We start from the raw sequence: 16,734 nt of genomic DNA, 5'->3' as shown, positions 1-16,734 counted from the left end.
GAGAGCGGTTTGGGTGCTTATTTCCTGCGCAGGCTGTTGCTGATTATTCCCACGCTGTGGGCCATCATCACCCTGAATTTCTTTATCGTACAGATTGCGCCGGGCGGTCCGGTCGATCAGGCGCTGGCCAACATCCAGTTTGGTCATAGCACCGGTCTGCCTGGCGGCGGCGGCAGTGACAGCGGCGCGCGCGGTGCGCTGGTGCGCGACAATCCCGGCGACAGCCAGTACCGCGGCGCGCGCGGGCTGGATCCGGAGGTGGTGGCAGAAATAACTCATCGCTACGGCTTCGATAAGCCACTGCTGCAGCGCTATGGCGAAATGCTGTGGAATTACCTGCGTTTTGACTTTGGCGACAGCCTGTTTCGTAACGCCTCGGTGCTGCAGCTGATTAAAGAGAGCCTGCCGGTGTCGATCAGCCTCGGGTTGTGGAGCACGCTGATCATCTATCTGGTGTCGATTCCGCTGGGCATCAAAAAAGCGGTGCGCAACGGCAGCGCGTTTGATATCTGGAGCAGCATCTTTATCATCATCGGCTACTCAATTCCGGCGTTTTTGTTTGCCATCATGCTGATTGTGCTGTTTGCCGGCGGCAGCTATCTCGACTGGTTCCCGCTCCGCGGCCTCACTTCGCCGCAGTTTGATACGCTGCCGTGGTACAGCAAAATCAGCGATTATCTGTGGCATATCACCCTGCCGGTGCTGGCTACGGTAATTGGCGGCTTTGCCACCCTGACCATGCTGACGAAAAATTCGTTCCTTGATGAGGTGCGCAAACAGTACGTCGTCACGGCGCGCGCCAAGGGCCTGGATGAGAAGCGCATCCTGTACGGCCACGTGTTCCGCAACGCCATGCTGCTGGTGATCGCCGGGTTTCCCGCCACCTTTATCAGTATGTTTTTCACCAGCTCGGTGCTGATCGAAGTGATGTTCTCACTTAACGGCATGGGGCTGCTCGGCTATGATGCCACCATTCAGCGCGACTATCCGGTGATGTTCGGCACGCTGTATATCTTTACGCTGATTGGCCTGCTGATGAATATTCTCAGCGATCTGACCTATACGCTGGTCGATCCACGCATTGATTTTGAGGGCCGATGATGCGTTTATCTCCCGTTAACCAGCAGCGCTGGCAGCGCTTTCGTCACAACCGGCGCGGCTACTGGTCGCTGTGGCTGTTTCTGCTCATCTTTGTGATGTCGCTGGGCGCGGAATTATTAGCCAATGACAAACCGCTGCTGGTGCACTATCAGCAGCGCTGGTACGCACCACTGCTGTTTAACTACAGCGAGAGCGATTTAGGCGGCCAGTTTGCCACGGCGGCGGATTATCAGGATCCGTGGCTGAAACAACGTATTGATCAGCAGGGTTGGGCGCTGTGGGCTCCCATCCGCTTCAGCGACAGCACCATTCATTTCGCCACCGACGTGCCCTTCCCGTCACCGCCGTCCGCGCAAAACTGGCTGGGCACCGATGCTAACGGCGGCGATGTACTGGCACGTCTGCTGTACGGCACGCGCATCTCGCTGCTGTTCGGTTTGCTGTTAACGCTGTTCTCCAGCGTGATTGGTATTGTGGTGGGTGCCCTGCAGGGTTACTTTGGCGGCCGCGTTGACCTCATCGGTCAGCGATTGATTGAAGTGTGGTCCGGCATGCCGACGCTGTTCATGCTGATTCTGCTCTCCAGCGTGATTCAGCCCAACTTCTGGTGGCTGTTACTGCTGACAGTGATCTTCGGCTGGATGAGCCTGGTGAGCGTCGTGCGCGCCGAGTTCCTGCGCACGCGTAACTTTGACTATATCCGCGCCGCACGCGCGCTGGGCGTGAGCGATAGCCGCATCATGCTGCGCCACATGTTGCCCAACGCCATGGTTGCCACGCTCACCTTTCTGCCGTTTATCCTGTGCGGTTCGATCACCACGTTGACCTCACTGGATTTTCTCGGCTTCGGCCTGCCGGTGGGCTCGCCGTCGCTGGGCGAACTGCTGCTGCAGGGAAAAAACAATTTACAGGCACCGTGGCTTGGCCTTTCTGGCTTCTTCGCCCTCGCCCTGCTGCTGTCGCTGCTGATTTTTATCGGCGAAGCGGTGCGCGATGCCTTTGATCCGAGCCGGGGGCGCTAAATGAGTTTGTTAACGGTGAATCATCTGGCGGTGGCGTTCGGGCCGCGCCGCGTGGTGGAAGATATCTCGCTGCGTATCGACGCCGGCGAAACGCTGGCGCTGGTGGGCGAATCGGGATCGGGCAAGAGCGTGACGGCGCTGTCGATTATGCGTCTGCTGCCGCAGCCGCCGGTGAGTTATCCGCAGGGCGAGATCCTGTTTGACGGGCGCGATGTGTTACAGGCCAGCGAACGTGAAATGCGCGGGCTGCGCGGCAACCAGATGGCGATGATTTTTCAGGAGCCGATGGTGTCACTCAATCCGCTGCACAGCGTGGAAAAGCAGCTGTATGAAGTGCTGTCGCTGCACCGTGGCATGCGGCGTGAAGCGGCGCGCGCTGAAATTCTCAGCTGCCTCGATCGCGTGGGCATCCGCCAGGCCGCGACGCGCCTGCATGATTTTCCGCACCAGCTGTCCGGCGGTGAGCGCCAGCGCGTGATGATCGCCATGGCCTTGCTGACGCAGCCCAAACTGCTGATTGCCGATGAGCCTACTACGGCGCTGGACGTCACGGTGCAGGCACAGATTTTACAGCTGCTGCGCGAACTGCAGCGTGAACTGAACATGGGCATGCTGTTCATTACCCACAACCTGAACATTGTGCGTCAGCTGGCCCACAGCGTGACGGTGATGCGCAACGGGCGCGAGGTGGAACACAACCGCTGTGACGCACTGTTTCGCCAGCCACAGCAGCCTTATACCCGCGAGCTGCTGGCCGCCGAGCCGGACGGCGCACCGGTGCCGCTGATCGACGCGCCGCCGCTGTTGCAGGTAACTAATTTGCAGGTGGGTTTCCCGATTCGCCGTGGACTGCTGAAGCGCACCGTGGCGGAAAAAACCGCGCTACACAATCTCAGTTTTACCCTGCGGCGCGGCGAAAGCCTCGGGTTAGTCGGCGAATCCGGGTCAGGCAAAAGCACCACCGGCCTGGCGCTGCTGCGCCTGATTGCTGCGCGCGGCGAGATCTGGTTCGACGGCCAGCCGCTGCATCAGCTGAGCGCGAAGCAGCTACTGCCGCTGCGCCAGCGCATTCAGGTGGTGTTTCAGGATCCCAACTCTTCACTCAATCCGCGCATGACGGTACAGCAGGTGATTGCCGAAGGGCTGGCGGTGCACCAGCCGCAGCTTAGTGCTGCCGAACAGGAAGCCAGAGTCATTGCGGTGATGGAAGAGGTTGGTCTGGAGGCAGCGAGCCGCAGCCGCTACCCGGCGGAATTCTCTGGCGGTCAGCGCCAGCGCATCGCCATTGCCCGCGCGCTGATCCTGCAGCCGCAGCTGATTGTGCTGGATGAACCCACCTCGTCGCTGGACCGCTCGGTGCAAAAGCAGATCCTCACCCTGCTGCGCCGTTTACAGCAGCAGCATCAGCTGGCGTATCTGTTTATCAGTCACGATTTGCAGGTGGTGCGCGCGCTGTGTCATCAGCTGGTAGTGTTGCGCCAGGGTGAAGTGGTGGAACAGGGTGAATGCGAAGCGCTGTTCAACGCGCCCGCAGCAGAGTATACGCGTCAGCTGCTGGCCTCCGCGCAGGGCGAGATCGGGCCTCAGTGACCGTCAAAGGTTTCGGCGATCGCCACGCCCTGATTTTTCAGACAGCAGTTAGTGGCGCTCTCGTCACCGCGCTGAATCAGCAAACACGGCTGCCCTTCACATTCGGCAATTTTGCACTCGACCTGAATCTGCGCCAGCGTTTCCTGTAGCTGCTGCAGGATCTCCAGCGCCGGATGGCCATCATGGCTCAGCAGGCGCAGCGCGACCAGATCCCCGTCATGCGCGCCGTTCGCTGCTTCCTGGCGTTCAATGGCGCCGGCATGTTCCAGCGACCAGCGGTAAAGTTGTGGTAAACGATGCACAACCGAGAGTTGCAGCATAGTGTTTCGGTTCCCAGAGACAGTAACGTTATTCACAACGGACGGCTTCATCGCGGTGAATCCCCACCTGGCAAGCTCAGCATACGGACGTCAAGGATAGCCTTCTCGTTTTAAGCACAAAGCGTGATGCAACTTTATTATTTGCGAGCTTTCTCGCATTTATGCCTATGTTTACCGCGTTACGCGGCGCTTAACAATCATTTTAGACGCAATTTCGTTACTTTTTTATCAATTAATTTTCACAATATGGAAACATTAAGCATAGCGAGAGCGCGGAGAGGGGCAAATCAGGAGGTGAAATAACAGCAGGTTAAGGATCGACCCGCCGCCATCACGCGGTGTGGCGCGGACGGGCGGCGTAGCTGAACAGCACGATTGAGACGGTAGCGCACAGCGCGATGGTGGCGACCATCGGCCAGGCGCTGTTGACGCTGACCAGCGACAGCAGCGCGCCAACCAGCGCACCGACGCCAAAGCGCAGCGTACCGGCCAGCGAGGATGCGGTGCCGGCCATATGGGGAAATTCGTCAAGGATCACCGCCATCGCATTGGAGGAGACGGTCGATACGCAGCCAATGAACATTGCCACGCCAAACACCAGCGGCAGGAAACCGAGGTTGAGCGCGCTGACAATCAGCAGCCAGATGCCCATGGCAAACTGAATCAGCAGACCGAGGCGGAACATCGCCAGCGGTCCGAAACGGCGCACCGCGCGGCTGTTAATCAGCGTCATGACAAACAGAAACACCACGTTGAGGCCAAAGTAGTAGCCGAAATTCTGCGGCGACACATGGTTCACTTCAATGTAAACAAACGGCCCGGCGTTAAGAAAGGTAAACAGCCCGGCAAACGAGAAGCCGCTTGCCAGCATATAGCTGAAGGCGCGTTTGTGCCGCACCAGCGCGACAAAATTGCTCAGCGTGGTGCGCAGGTGAAAACGCTGCCGCTGCTCGGGCTTAAGCGTTTCGCGGATCTGCGTTACCACCAGCACGGTGGTAATCAGTGCGGCCAACGCCAGCGTCCAGAAGATGGCGTGCCAGTTCCACAGCAGCAGCAGCCAGCCGCCGATGATCGGGGCCAGCAGCGGCGCAATGGTGGTGATCAGCATGACAAACGACATCATGCGCGAGAAATCTTCTTTCGAATAACTGTCGCGCATCAGGGCGTTAATCACCACGCTGGCCGCGGCGGCGGAGAGCCCGTGCAGGAAACGCATCAGAATCAGCTGGTCAATGGATTGCGACAGCGCACAGGCTGCCGCCGCGCAGGCAAAAATTAGCGTGCCGAGCACAATCACCGGTTTACGTCCGTAGCTGTCGGCCAGCGGGCCATACACCAGCTGACCAATGGCGAAGCCGAGGATGTAGAGATTCAGCGTCATCTGTACGCTGCCGGCCGACACCGCGAATTCACGGGCGATTTGCGGCATTGCCGGCAGATACATATCAATGGAGAGCGGCATCAGCATCGCCAGCAATCCCAGAATCACCACTAATCCCACCGGTGAATTTTTTTCCTTACGCACGCTGTCTCCCGCTATTTGCGCTGTTTCAGTTCGTCCGGCAGGCCGATGCTGTTGATTTCCGCCTCGGTCAGTTCACGGTATTCGCCTTCACCGAGCTCCTCATCCAGCACAATCTCACCGATGCTTTCGCGATGCAGCGCCGTGACGTGGTTGCCCATCGCCGCAAACATACGTTTCACCTGGTGATAGCGCCCTTCACTGAGGGTGAGGCGCGCGGCTTTCTCATCGAGGATTTCCAGCTGCGCCGGTTTGGTCAGATCTTTCTCATTGTGCAGCTGAATGCCGGCAGCAAATTTTTCGATCAGCCCCGCGTCAAGCGGCTGCTCCAGTTCCACCAGGTAGGTTTTCTCCAGGTGATGGCGCGGAGAGGTAATGCGATGCGACCACTGACCATCATCGGTCAGCAGCACCAGCCCGGTGGTATCAATATCCAGCCGCCCTGCCGCGTGCAGTTTGAACGCCGCCGGCTCCTCAATGAAATAGAGAATGGTGGGATGATCCGGATCGTCGGTGGAGCAGACATAGCCCTGCGGTTTATTCAGCATGAAATAGCGCGGGCCCTGCTGCACCGTCAGCGGATTGCCGTCGTACTCTACGGCATCGTCCGGCAGGACTTTATACGCGGTGTCACGCACCACTTCGCCATTGATGGTGATCTTTCTGCCACGTATTTCACGGCCGGCGATGGCACGGCTAACTTCCAGTTGCTGAGATATGAATTTGTCGAGTCGCATGAATTCGCTTTTTTGCCTGTTACTGCGGAGGGGAACTGAAACGGCGTTTGCCCGGTAAATCATTTACAGCGTAGCGCGGCGGCCACGGCATAATTGAGAGCAGGGTTAACCGTTGAAAAAGTGTGGGCAGTATAGCCTGAACCTTCGCCTGCTAATAGTGCCGATCCTGCGTTTCAGCCACTTTCATGGCATAATGCGCGTCCGTTCCAGAAAAAGCCGGTTCCCATGTCGTTTACCCTGCGCCCCTATCAGCAAGAAGCCGTTGATGCCACCGTTGCCCATTTTCGCCGCCACGCCACGCCAGCGGTGATTGTGCTGCCGACCGGCGCCGGCAAAAGCCTGGTGATCGCCGAACTGGCGCGGCTGGCGCGTGGTCGCGTGCTGGTGCTGGCTCACGTCAAAGAACTGGTGGAGCAGAACCACAGTAAATATCAGGCGTATGGTTTGCAGGCGGACATCTTCGCCGCGGGCCTGCAGCGCAAGCAGAGCGACGGTAAAGTGGTATTCGGCAGCGTGCAATCGGTGGCGCGCAATCTGGCCAGTTTTGACAGCGCCTTTTCGCTGGTGATTGTCGATGAGTGCCATCGCATTAGCGACAACGAGGAGAGCCAGTATCAGCAGCTGTTCGCCCATCTGCGCCAGCACAATCCGCAGCTGCGTTTGCTGGGGCTGACCGCCACGCCATTCCGTCTGGGCAAAGGCTGGATTTACCAGTACCACTATCACGGCATGGTGCGCGGCGATGATAATGCGCTGTTCCGCGACTGCATCTACGAATTACCGCTGCGCTACATGATCAAACATGGCTTTCTGGTGCCGCCCGAGCGGCTGGATATGCCGGTGGTGCAGTATGATTTCAGTCGGCTGATCCCGCAGAATAATGGCCTGTTCAGTGAGGCCGATCTTAACCGCGAACTGAAACAGCAGCAGCGCGTCACGCCGCAGATCATGCGACAGATTATCGAGTTCGCTGAGACGCGCCGCGGCGTGATGGTGTTTGCCGCAACCGTTGAACACGCGCGGGAAATCCTCAGCCTGCTGCCGGAAAACAGTGCGCTGGTATCGGCAGAAACCCCGGTGAAAGAGCGTGACCGGCTGATTCAGCAGTTCAAAGCGCAGCAGCTTAAGTTTCTGGTTAACGTGGCGGTGCTGACCACCGGCTTTGACGCGCCGCACGTCGATTTGATCGCCATTCTGCGCCCGACCGAATCGGTCAGCCTGTATCAGCAAATTGTCGGTCGCGGATTGCGGCTGGCACCGGGCAAAACCGACTGCCTGATCCTTGATTACGCCGGAAACCCGCACGATCTCTTTACGCCCGAAGTCGGCGCACCGAAAGGCGCCAGCGATAACCAGCCGGTGCAGGTGTTTTGTCCGGCCTGCGGCTTTGCCAACACCTTCTGGGGCAAGGCGACCGAAGATGGCCACATCATTGAGCACTTTGGCCGCCGCTGTCAGGGCGTGATCGACGATGACGAGGGCAATCGCGCGCAGTGCGACTACCGTTTCCGCTTTAAAAGCTGCCCGGACTGCGGTGCAGAAAATGATATCGCCGCACGCCGCTGCCAGCAGTGCGACAAGGTGCTGGTCGACCCCGATGATATGCTGAAAGCGGCGCTGAAGCTGAAAGACGCGCGCGTACTGCGCTGCAGTGGTATGACGCTGGCGCACGGACGCGATGATAAAGGCGAGTGGCTGCAAGCCACCTATTTTGATGAGGATGGCACCAGCGTCAGCGAGCGCTTTCGCCTGCGCACCCCGGCGCAGCGCACCGCCTTTGAGCAGCTGTTTATGCGGCCACATCAGCGTGCGCCCGGCGTGGAGCTCGGTTGGCAGACCGCCGCCGATGTGGTGGCGTTGCAGCCGCTGCTGCGCCATCCCGATTTTGTGGTGGCGCGCGCCAAAGGCCACTTCTGGCAGGTGCGGGAAAAAATGTTCGATTATCAGGGACGCTATCGCCGCGCCAACGAGCTGCGCTAAACGGCGGAATCATTTGCCCCGCTGTGGCAATCCGGCTATAATGCCGCCCGCTTTTGCATCCGTAAAAGCGTATTGAATAACCGTCCTGTTGCTGGGTCGCCTGTAGCAGGAACTATAGAAGAGATCTTAAGATGTTCACTATTAATGCAGAAGTACGTAAAGAGCAGGGTAAGGGTGCGAGCCGCCGCCTGCGCGCAGCGAACAAATTCCCGGCCATCATCTATGGCGGTAAAGACGCTGCGGTTTCTATCGAACTGGACCACGACGCTGTGATGAACATGCAGGCTAAGCCTGAGTTCTACAGCGACGTGCTGACTCTGGTTGTTGACGGTAAAGAAACCAAAGTTAAAGTTCAGGCTGTTCAGCGTCACCCGTTCAAGCCAAAACTGCACCACATCGACTTCGTTCGCGCTTAATCGCTAACGGGTTGACGAAAAAACGCCGCATCTGCGGCGTTTTTTTATGGCGCAAATCCGGCGATCACTGGCCGCCGGTACGACGCTGCAGCTGATCGCGCAGATTCGGCGGCGTGCCTTTGATGGTCAGCGTATCGGTGGCCGGATCCCAGAAAATGCGCTCGCCCAGCAGCATGGCATCAAAGTTAAGCGTTAATCCCCCGCCGCTACCGGCAAATTTCGTCAGCTGACGCAGGGTGCTGCGGTCGGCCGGGAAATGCTCTTCCAGCTCATAACCCTGCTCCTGGGTAAACGCCTGAAAGGTTTTTTCGCCCAGCGGCGGCAGCTCGCTGGAGAGATCTTCCAGCGCAATCTCCTCGCCCGCCTGCAGCTGTTCATTGCAGTAGCTGTAGACCTGCTGGCGATAGTTCTGGCGCTCATTTTTATCCAGGCTCGACTCGGCACAGTAATCATCTACCGCCTGCAGCAGCCCGCGGTTCTGTGCTTTGGTATCCAGACCGACGCTGGCGCCGAGGAAATCCATGAAGAAATCGGCCACTTTGCGCCCCACGCGTCCGCGCAGGAAGGTCAGGTAGCGCGTGGATTCCGGGTTGGTTTCCCACTCGGTGAGATCGATACGCGCCACGATATCGGCATGGTTGATATCCAGATAGTGCGTGCTGCTGATGTCGAGCTGCTCATTAACGCGCATGCTCGACTGGCTGTTCAGCACCGCCACCAGCAGATACTCCACCGCCAGATAGCGATAGTGCAGAAACAGCACCACGCCGCCTTCGGCGAACGGGTATTTGCTCAGCTCGTCGCGCAGGCGTCCGGTAGCCGCACGGCTGAACGCCAGGAAGTCATCCTGCCCTTTACGGCAGTTGCGCAGCGCTTCCGCCAGCTCGCTGTCTTCATTAAACAGGCCGTAAGCCTTGCTTTTGGCGCTATAGACGCGGTGTAACTCTTCCGCCATCTCTTCTACCGCCTGCGTGGCAGGTAACAGAGTATCGCGCAGCACCAGTTCCAGCTGGTTTTCATCACGTTTGACTAACTGATGCAGGGCAATCTGGTCGATATCCAGACTCATGGTAGACTCTCCTTTTGGCTCAGGCGCGTATTCAAACACCGCCCGCAGCCGCTTTCAACTGCGCGCACAAACTGATCGTTCTGCTTGCGATAAAATTGCGGAAAAAAGTGCGTTGTTACGGTAATATACCGCGTTTTCACACTTGATTAGTCGACGATATGCCACAATCATCCCGTTACAGCGACGCGCGCGTCGAACAGCTTCTCGCGCAGCTGGCGCAGGTTCTTGAAAAAGACAAAGCGCCAACCGATCTTTCCCTGATGGTGTTGGGGAACATGGTGACCAATTTGATCAACACCGACATCGCACCGGCCCAGCGCCGCAGCCTCGCCCGCTCGTTTGCGGAAGCGCTGCAGTCTTCCGTGCGCGATGACAACGCCCACTAAATTGCAGATTTGACCTCATAAATATGGTAACCAACCGGCAGCGCTACCGTGAAAAAGTCTCCCAGATGATCAGCTGGGGGCACTGGTTTGCCCTGTTTAATATTCTGTTTGCGCTTATTTTAGGCAGCCGCTACCTGTTGGTCGCCGACTGGCCCTCTTCCCTCGCCGGCCGTATTTATGCGTTTACCAGCTGGATTGGCCATTTCAGCTTTATCGTGTTTGCCGCTTATCTGCTGATTATCTTCCCGCTGACGTTTGTCGCCATGTCGCAGCGGTTGCTGCGCGTGCTCTCCGCCGTGGTCGCCACGGCCGGGCTGACGCTGATTATGGTCGACAGCGCGGTGTTCAACCGTTTCCATCTGCACCTCAATCCGGTGGTGTGGGAACTGGTGGTCAACCCCGATCAAAGCGAGATGGCGCGCGACTGGCAGCTGATGTTTATCAGCGTACCGCTGATTTTCCTCGTTGAGATGCTATTTGCCACCTGGAGCTGGCAAAAGCTGCGCAGCCTTAACCGGCGTTCGTTTGGCAAGCCGCTGGCCGCGCTGTTTATCAGCGCCTTCTTTGCCAGTCATCTGCTGTATATCTGGGCCGACGCCAACTTCTACCGGCCGATTACCATGCAGCGTGCCAACCTGCCGCTCTCCTATCCGATGACCGCACGGCGCTTTCTGGAGCGACACGGCCTGCTGGATGCGCAGGAGTATCAGCGCCGTCTGGTGCAACAGGGCGATCCGGAAGCGCTGTCGGTGCAGTATCCGCTCAGCGATATTACGTTCCGCGATGGCGGAACGCGCCACAACCTGCTGATTCTGACGGTGGACGGACTGAACAATGCCACGGTGGATAAAGCGCTGCCGTCGCTCAATCAGTTCGCCAGTGAAAATGTGCGCTTTACCCAGCATTACAGCGCCGGACTGCAGCCGGAAAAAGGCCTGTTCGGCCTGTTCTATGGTATCTCCTCCAGCTACATGGACGGCGTGCTGGCGGCGCGCATGCCCTCTGCCCTGCTCGGCGCGCTGAACAGCCAGGGTTATCAGTTCGGCCTGTTCTCTTCCGATGGCTTTAGCCAGCCGCTGTACCGTCAGGCGCTGCTGGCGGATTACAGCCTGCCGCAGGCTGATACCCAGCCCAACAGCACCACGGTGACGCAGTGGCAGAACTGGCTCAATGGTCAGAAAGGCGGCGCGCCCTGGTTCTCATGGATCGCGCTCAACGGCGTGACGGTAACCGGCGACAGCACCAAAGCGCGCCAGCGCAGCTATATGCGCCAGGCGACAGGCGTGGATGAACAAATCGCAACGGTGCTGCATACGCTGCAGCAGAATGATGCGCTGAAGAATACCGTGGTGGTGATCACGGCGCAGCGCGCCATTACCTTCGACAACAGCGATAATCCGGGCAACCGCGCGACGCTGCAGGTGCCGCTGGTGGTGCACTGGCCGAATACCCCGGCGCAGAGCATCGATCGCCTGACCGATCAGCAGGATGTGATGACCACGCTGATGCAGCGCCTGCTGCACGTGCGCACCAATCCGGTTAACTATTCACAGGGTGAAGATCTGTTTGCCGCGCAGCGCAGCCATAACTGGGTCGCCAGCAGTGAAGATGGCAAACTGGTGGTGACTACGCCAACGGTGACGCTGGTGCTCAGCAACAACGGTAACTACAGCGCGTACGATGCCCAGGGCAAAGAGCTGAAAGATCATAAACCTCAGCTGGCGCTACTGTTGCAAGTGCTGACGGAAGAGAAACGGTTCACGGCAAACTGATTAATTATGAGGCAGTTAAGCTGCCGGCATATTGCAATCGCCAACGGAACCAGTAGTATAACCCTCCACGTTCGGCACGTAGCGCAGCCTGGTAGCGCACTGTCATGGGGTGTCAGGGGTCGGAGGTTCAAATCCTCTCGTGCCGACCAAAATCCCAAAGAAAAGCAGCCTTTATGGCTGCTTTTTTATTTTCTGCTGTAAAATCGCGGCGTTAAGCACAGCGCGGTAATAAATCCTAACGCTTTCCTTCATTGCATAATGACCAATCCTTTCCAGGCTTAAACGGTTAATCACCAATGCAAGGAGGAAACATGCTTGATGAATATAAACGCTGCGTGGAGGCTTGTTATCTGTGCGCAGCCGCGTGCGACCACTGCGCAACATCCTGTCTGGATGAGGAAAATGTGGAGATGATGCGCGAATGCATCAGGCTGGATATGCAGTGCGCCAATACCTGTCGCCTCACGGCGCAGTTCATGGCGCTAAACAGTGCATCGGTGCAGCAGCTCTGTCAGTTCTGCGCCGACATCTGCCAGCAGTGCGCGCAGGCGTGCCAGCAGCATCAACACCAGCACTGCCAGCAATGCGCTCAGGCCTGTCAGCGCTGTGCAGAAGAGTGCCGTAAAATGGCGGCATGATGCCAGCAGGATTGAGATTCGCTGCGGCGAGTCTCAATCGTTAACGCTGAGTGAAACCTCTGCCTCGCAGGGCTGTACCAGAATCAGCGGACATTTCTTCACCTTACACGCCTGCGAGTAAGCCAGCTCGCACACTTCGCAGATATCGCGCACGTCCGACTCATATTCATACTCCATGAAGTAGCGAAACGTACCGCTGCGCGTGTCACTGCGCCAGAAGCGTTGCGGTTCCAGTATTTCATCCAGCTGCCTGAAGGTCAGGGCTGAGGGGTTGTGAAAACCCACTCTTACACGATATTTAGTCATGCCCTGATAATTATCGAGTTTCCGCTGCGTTGCCAGCCGGAAACAATTCTCGCTGGGATAGGAAAAATCTTTGCTGTGGACAATGCATCGGGTGCCGCCACCAAATGCGCGACGGTCGCGGCACAGATAAAGGGCGAAACCGTCAGCGTTTGATTTTTAAATCATCGTCCCAGCTGTCTGCCGCCGCGTGCGCGGGATCGTGATCCTGCAGCAAAAACTCGCCGTTTTGCTGGGCGATCTGCTCACCGGTATCCGTAATCGCGTTTTGAATAAACACCTTTGCCTGCGCGCCATTCACAAAGGTGAGCTGATGGAAGGCGGTTTTGTTGCCCCAGTCTTTTGACGGCGCTGAAATATAGCGGATGGTGTAACTCTGGTCCTCAACGCTGCCCTGCATCACGTAGAGGCCATAATGATTTTCGCCCTGCGACAGGATTTTATACACCCCGTTGCTGTAGTAATAAATCACCGCATCCGGGAACGGCTTTTCATCATAGAGTTTGCGGTAGTGCAGTTTATGCACAAAGGTGGGTTTGCCAGGCACCACTTCAATATTGCCCTGCGCATTCTGGAAGCTGAGATCTGCTGCCTGTGCAGCGCCTACGCTCATGCAACCCAGTAACATTATGCCAGCCAGTTTTTGCATCGTTCGCTCCTTAGCCTCTTTCGTCAGCCACCAGCATGTTACGCCCACGCTTTACCCCGGTTAAACGAAGCGGCTATCGATGTGTGATGGGCTTCATAATACAGCCACCACAGGAAGGATAGAGATGGAAAATGACGACGTCATTACCGCGCCAGACGCGGCTATTCGTCACCACTGCGACAGGCCCTGACCTTACTGTTCAGGGTGCTAAATCCTGCAGCATAATCTTGCATCACACTTCATTCATGCTGCGAATCAGGTACTTAACTGAAGTCAGCAAAGCCGACCGGGATCACGTTTTTACTGATTTGTGACAGCAATTCATTAAAGTGAAACAAAACTGTCACAGATTTCCCCTACCCTAAAGCTCCCGTTTATTTGATGGAATCTCGTTATGGTCATCAAAGCAAAAAACCTGCAGGATGCGGAAAAACTCCTGCACTCAGGCATCAGCAAAGTGGAGCTGGCGTATGATATTGGCAGCGATGATTTCTTCCGCCTGGCGAGCCACTGGTGTGACCGTGGTGCACGCATTACCAAAGGCCACCACCATTTTGTGGTGCAGATGAAGAGCTTCGCTATCCCGCCAAATCGCTAACCCGCAGCAGCCTTTTCGGCTTGCTCTGCCCGCGGCTGACTGGTAAAACACGCTTTTCCATCAGCCGTTACTCGTTATGTTCTCAGCCGAAACATCCCTGCCGCTGCCCGCTTGTGGTTTTATCACCGCCGCTGGCCACACCGCTGAATCGCTATCGCTGGCGTGGTGCCGCTTTGATCGGCAACAGTGGCACGCCGCTTTACCTGCGCAGTGGCAACTGCCGCTGCCGTCTGCACTACAGCAGGCAGCCAGCAAACGCAAAATTGAATATCTCGCCAGCCGCTGGCTGGTGCGGCAACAGCTGGCGCAGCTGGGAATCACTGATTTTGTGCTGCACAACGCACCGGACCGTTCACCGTGCTGGCCGGCAGGCATCCGCGCTTCGCTGTCACACAGCCATGACTGCGTGGTGATGGCCGCGACGCGCGAGGCATTGTATGTGGGCATTGATGTTGAGCAGGTGATGGCAGAGCAAACCGCGCAGGACACGGCGGAACTGCTGATGAACGCGCAGGAGCGCGCGCTGCTTGAGGGCCAGCCGCTGCCCTTTGCGCAGGCGGCAACGCTGCTGTTTTCGCTGAAAGAGAGTCTTTATAAGGCGCTATGGCCGCGGCTGCATCAGCCCATGGCGTTTCATCAGGCTGCGCTGATTGAGCTCGACCTGCCGCAGCAGCGCGCCAGGCTGCAGCTGTGTCAGGATTTCAGCGCGGAATTTACCCGCAGCACCGTGCTGGACGCACGCTTCTGGCTGCAGCCGGCGCGCGTGGTCACACTGCTCACTCACCCGGCCTGCACGCAATAAAAAACCGGCGCGGAATGAGCCCGGGCCGGTGACAACACAAGACGACAGAAGTGTTCCAGGGAGGCAGAGACGAGGATCTCTGCTGCCATTCACTGTATCCCGCTGACAACGTCTTGCCCAATAAGGGTTTTTGCTAAGCTTTGCCGCCAGCCGTCAATGGCCGGTATCGGTGCGTTTGACGGCGTCCAGCGTAGCCATTTCGCGCTCGCGGCCGGTCAGCTCGCTTAACTGCCCATCGCGCATTTCCAGCAGCCGATCGGCATGAATAAAGTAGTGATCGTCATGGCTGATGGCGAACACGGTTTTGCCGGACGCCTGAAGCCACGGCAGCAGCTCGCGGTAGAAGATGCGGCGGAAATGCGGGTCCTGATCGGCCGCCCACTCATCAAGCAGCAGGATATCGCGCTCCTCCGCCGCCGCCAGCAGCAGAGCAAGCCGCTTGCTCTGCCCTTTCGACAGCTGCAGGTTAAGAACCCGGTTGCCTTCCAGCTTCAGCTTGTCCTGCATTTTCAGCCGTTCCAGCCACTGCTGCACCAGCGCCGGATTAGCCGGCTCACCACCGCGACGAATCAAACGATCAAACAGGTGCACGTCAGTGAACACCGCCGAGAAGTGCTGGCGATAAGCATCAAGGTTATGCCAGTCCACCTCGTTACCGTCCAGCAGCAGGCGGCCCGAATGCGGCTGATACAGGCCGGTCAGCAGCATCGCCAGCGTGGATTTACCGCTGCCGTTACCGCCAATCAGAAACACCAGTTCACCGCGGCGCAGCGTCAGGTTGATCGGCCCGACGGCAAAACCGTGCTCGCCATAATGGAAACAGACGTCGCGCAGCTCCAGCGTCTGCCAGTCGCTCACCGTCGGCAGCGCTTTGAAACCGGCGCTATAAGGGGCCAGATCGAAGGTATTAATTTTCCGCAACGCCACCTGTGCGCTGAGCAGCGTCGGCAGCGCGCCTACTGCCGCCAGCAGCGGCGTGCGCAGGAACAGCAGCGTCAGCGAATAGGTCGCGGCGACAGCGGTATTGGCCCAGCCGAGACCATTAGCCATGAAGAACACAATACCAATCGCGCCGAGCATCATAATGTTCGACCAGTTCACCGCGCTGAGATGGAAGGTATCGGCGCGCACAATGTGACGACGATAATCCGTGGCATTTTCCTGATACACGGTGTCGTAAATCAGCCGGGCGCGCTCGCGGTTAAGCTGCAGCTCTTTGCGCCCTTCAATGATGGTCTGAAAATCGCGGTACAGCTCGTCCTCGATGTCGCGCAGCTTCGCCATGTGCTGATAAACACGCGACACCAGCAGCCAGCCGCCGATCAGCGTCACCACCAGCCACAGCGTGGTGATCAACAGCATTTGCGGTGACAGCCACGCCAGATAGATCGCGGAACCCAGCGTAATAATGATGCCCTGAATCAGCTCCGGCAGGCGCACAAACGCGATAGTGATGGCACGCACGTCGCTGGTCAGGCCGGCCAGCAGCTGAGCGTTACCAATCTGCTCAATGCGTTCAACCCGGGTATCCAGAATACGCTTGATAAACTCACCGCGCAGCCGCCAGACAAAATGGTGGCCGAGCTGAGTCAGCGCCAGCTGCGACGCCAGCGTCACCGCCATCAGCAGAAACAGCTGGGCGAGAAAGCCCGGCAGCACGGTGAGCGAGGTATTAACTGCCACGATCAGTTCATTATTGATGTAGGCGATCAGCCCGATACCCAGCGCGGCGCTGAGCAGCGTCAGCACAATCACGCCAATAAACGGCCAGCGGTACTGACGAAAAACAACCTGAAGCAATGCCATTAAAAATTATCCAGAGGTCAACC

General features: G+C 57.8%; 17 protein-coding genes and 1 tRNA gene. 11 read left to right on the top strand and 7 right to left on the bottom strand.

Features of this window, described 5'->3' with window-relative positions; genetic code table 11:
- The first annotated feature begins 9 nt into the window (after window positions 1-9).
- Genes C1N84_RS06570 through yejF form a run of 3 tightly spaced genes read left to right on the top strand, consistent with a single transcriptional unit; the run spans window position 10 to window position 3,713 of the window.
- Window positions 10-1,101 carry a microcin C ABC transporter permease YejB gene (locus C1N84_RS06570; RefSeq protein WP_058757245.1) on the top strand — a complete coding sequence of 364 codons (1,092 nt, stop codon included), beginning with the start codon at window positions 10-12 and terminating at the stop codon, window positions 1,099-1,101.
- Complete coding sequence (locus C1N84_RS06565; RefSeq protein WP_058757524.1) at window positions 1,101-2,123, top strand: ABC transporter permease; 1,023 nt, start codon at window positions 1,101-1,103, stop codon at window positions 2,121-2,123. The genes C1N84_RS06570 and C1N84_RS06565 overlap by 1 nt, the downstream gene beginning before the upstream one ends.
- A complete protein-coding gene (yejF, locus tag C1N84_RS06560) occupies window positions 2,124-3,713 on the top strand; it encodes a microcin C ABC transporter ATP-binding protein YejF (protein WP_394541808.1) in 1,590 nt (529 codons plus the stop codon).
- Here the strand turns inward: yejF and C1N84_RS06555 are convergent.
- The 3 genes from C1N84_RS06555 to rsuA all read right to left on the bottom strand — a co-directional run bounded on the left by C1N84_RS06555 (window position 3,707) and on the right by rsuA (window position 6,292).
- Window positions 3,707-4,033: a YejG family protein gene (locus tag C1N84_RS06555; protein ID WP_021509254.1), complete on the bottom strand. Its 327-nt coding sequence runs from the start codon at window positions 4,031-4,033 to the stop codon at window positions 3,707-3,709. The genes yejF and C1N84_RS06555 overlap by 7 nt on opposite strands.
- Before the next feature lie 331 nt (window positions 4,034-4,364).
- Window positions 4,365-5,558 (bottom strand): Bcr/CflA family multidrug efflux MFS transporter, encoded by a 1,194-nt coding sequence (locus C1N84_RS06550; RefSeq protein WP_021509253.1) that lies wholly within the window; start codon window positions 5,556-5,558, stop codon window positions 4,365-4,367.
- A gap of 11 nt (window positions 5,559-5,569) precedes the next feature.
- Window positions 5,570-6,292: a 16S rRNA pseudouridine(516) synthase RsuA gene (gene rsuA, locus C1N84_RS06545; RefSeq protein ID WP_021509252.1), complete on the bottom strand. Its 723-nt coding sequence runs from the start codon at window positions 6,290-6,292 to the stop codon at window positions 5,570-5,572.
- 225 nt (window positions 6,293-6,517) lie between these two features.
- Here rsuA and C1N84_RS06540 point away from each other — a divergent pair, with 225 nt between their 5' ends.
- The gene (locus tag C1N84_RS06540) at window positions 6,518-8,272 is read left to right on the top strand and encodes a DEAD/DEAH box helicase (protein WP_394541806.1); all 1,755 of its coding nucleotides are present in this window, start codon (window positions 6,518-6,520) and stop codon (window positions 8,270-8,272) included.
- A 131-nt stretch (window positions 8,273-8,403) separates the two neighbouring features.
- On the top strand, window positions 8,404-8,688 hold the full coding sequence (gene rplY, locus C1N84_RS06535; RefSeq protein ID WP_010618083.1) for a 50S ribosomal protein L25: 285 nt from the start codon (window positions 8,404-8,406) through the stop codon (window positions 8,686-8,688).
- A 64-nt stretch (window positions 8,689-8,752) separates the two neighbouring features.
- Here rplY and yejK read toward each other — a convergent pair whose 3' ends face one another.
- Complete coding sequence (gene yejK / locus C1N84_RS06530) at window positions 8,753-9,757, bottom strand: nucleoid-associated protein YejK (protein ID WP_021509250.1); 1,005 nt, start codon at window positions 9,755-9,757, stop codon at window positions 8,753-8,755.
- Window positions 9,758-9,915: 158 nt separating this feature from the next.
- On the opposite strand from yejK, the gene C1N84_RS06525 reads away from it, so the two are divergent.
- The 4 genes from C1N84_RS06525 to C1N84_RS06510 all read left to right on the top strand — a co-directional run bounded on the left by C1N84_RS06525 (window position 9,916) and on the right by C1N84_RS06510 (window position 12,553).
- Window positions 9,916-10,143, top strand: coding sequence for a YejL family protein (locus C1N84_RS06525; RefSeq protein WP_021509249.1), 228 nt, complete (start codon window positions 9,916-9,918; stop codon window positions 10,141-10,143).
- Window positions 10,144-10,166: 23 nt separating this feature from the next.
- Window positions 10,167-11,915: an LPS biosynthesis-modulating metalloenzyme YejM gene (gene yejM / locus C1N84_RS06520; RefSeq protein ID WP_021509248.1), complete on the top strand. Its 1,749-nt coding sequence runs from the start codon at window positions 10,167-10,169 to the stop codon at window positions 11,913-11,915.
- A gap of 72 nt (window positions 11,916-11,987) precedes the next feature.
- Window positions 11,988-12,064: transfer RNA gene (locus tag C1N84_RS06515), tRNA-Pro, on the top strand.
- A gap of 162 nt (window positions 12,065-12,226) precedes the next feature.
- Complete coding sequence (locus C1N84_RS06510) at window positions 12,227-12,553, top strand: four-helix bundle copper-binding protein (RefSeq protein ID WP_159378540.1); 327 nt, start codon at window positions 12,227-12,229, stop codon at window positions 12,551-12,553.
- A 33-nt stretch (window positions 12,554-12,586) separates the two neighbouring features.
- Here the strand turns inward: C1N84_RS06510 and C1N84_RS06505 are convergent, their stop codons facing one another.
- Entirely contained in the window at window positions 12,587-12,859 is a 273-nt protein-coding gene (locus C1N84_RS06505) for a hypothetical protein (RefSeq protein WP_031280046.1), read from the bottom strand.
- Between the two features lie 142 nt (window positions 12,860-13,001).
- On the bottom strand, window positions 13,002-13,505 hold the full coding sequence (locus C1N84_RS06500) for a hypothetical protein (protein WP_264442631.1): 504 nt from the start codon (window positions 13,503-13,505) through the stop codon (window positions 13,002-13,004).
- A 394-nt stretch (window positions 13,506-13,899) separates the two neighbouring features.
- On the opposite strand from C1N84_RS06500, the gene C1N84_RS06495 reads away from it, so the two are divergent.
- Both C1N84_RS06495 and C1N84_RS06490 read left to right on the top strand, forming a co-directional pair.
- Window positions 13,900-14,103: a hypothetical protein gene (locus C1N84_RS06495; protein ID WP_264442628.1), complete on the top strand. Its 204-nt coding sequence runs from the start codon at window positions 13,900-13,902 to the stop codon at window positions 14,101-14,103.
- Between the two features lie 76 nt (window positions 14,104-14,179).
- Complete coding sequence (locus C1N84_RS06490; protein WP_264442625.1) at window positions 14,180-14,905, top strand: 4'-phosphopantetheinyl transferase family protein; 726 nt, start codon at window positions 14,180-14,182, stop codon at window positions 14,903-14,905.
- A gap of 153 nt (window positions 14,906-15,058) precedes the next feature.
- Here the strand turns inward: C1N84_RS06490 and C1N84_RS06485 are convergent, their stop codons facing one another.
- Entirely contained in the window at window positions 15,059-16,711 is a 1,653-nt protein-coding gene (locus tag C1N84_RS06485) for a multidrug ABC transporter permease/ATP-binding protein (protein ID WP_159378542.1), read from the bottom strand.
- Window positions 16,712-16,734: the final 23 nt, after the last annotated feature.

Source organism: Pantoea sp. SGAir0418, assembly GCF_043529865.1.
Note: the sequence above shows the minus strand (reverse complement) of the source record. Positions and strands in the feature narration are given on the sequence as shown.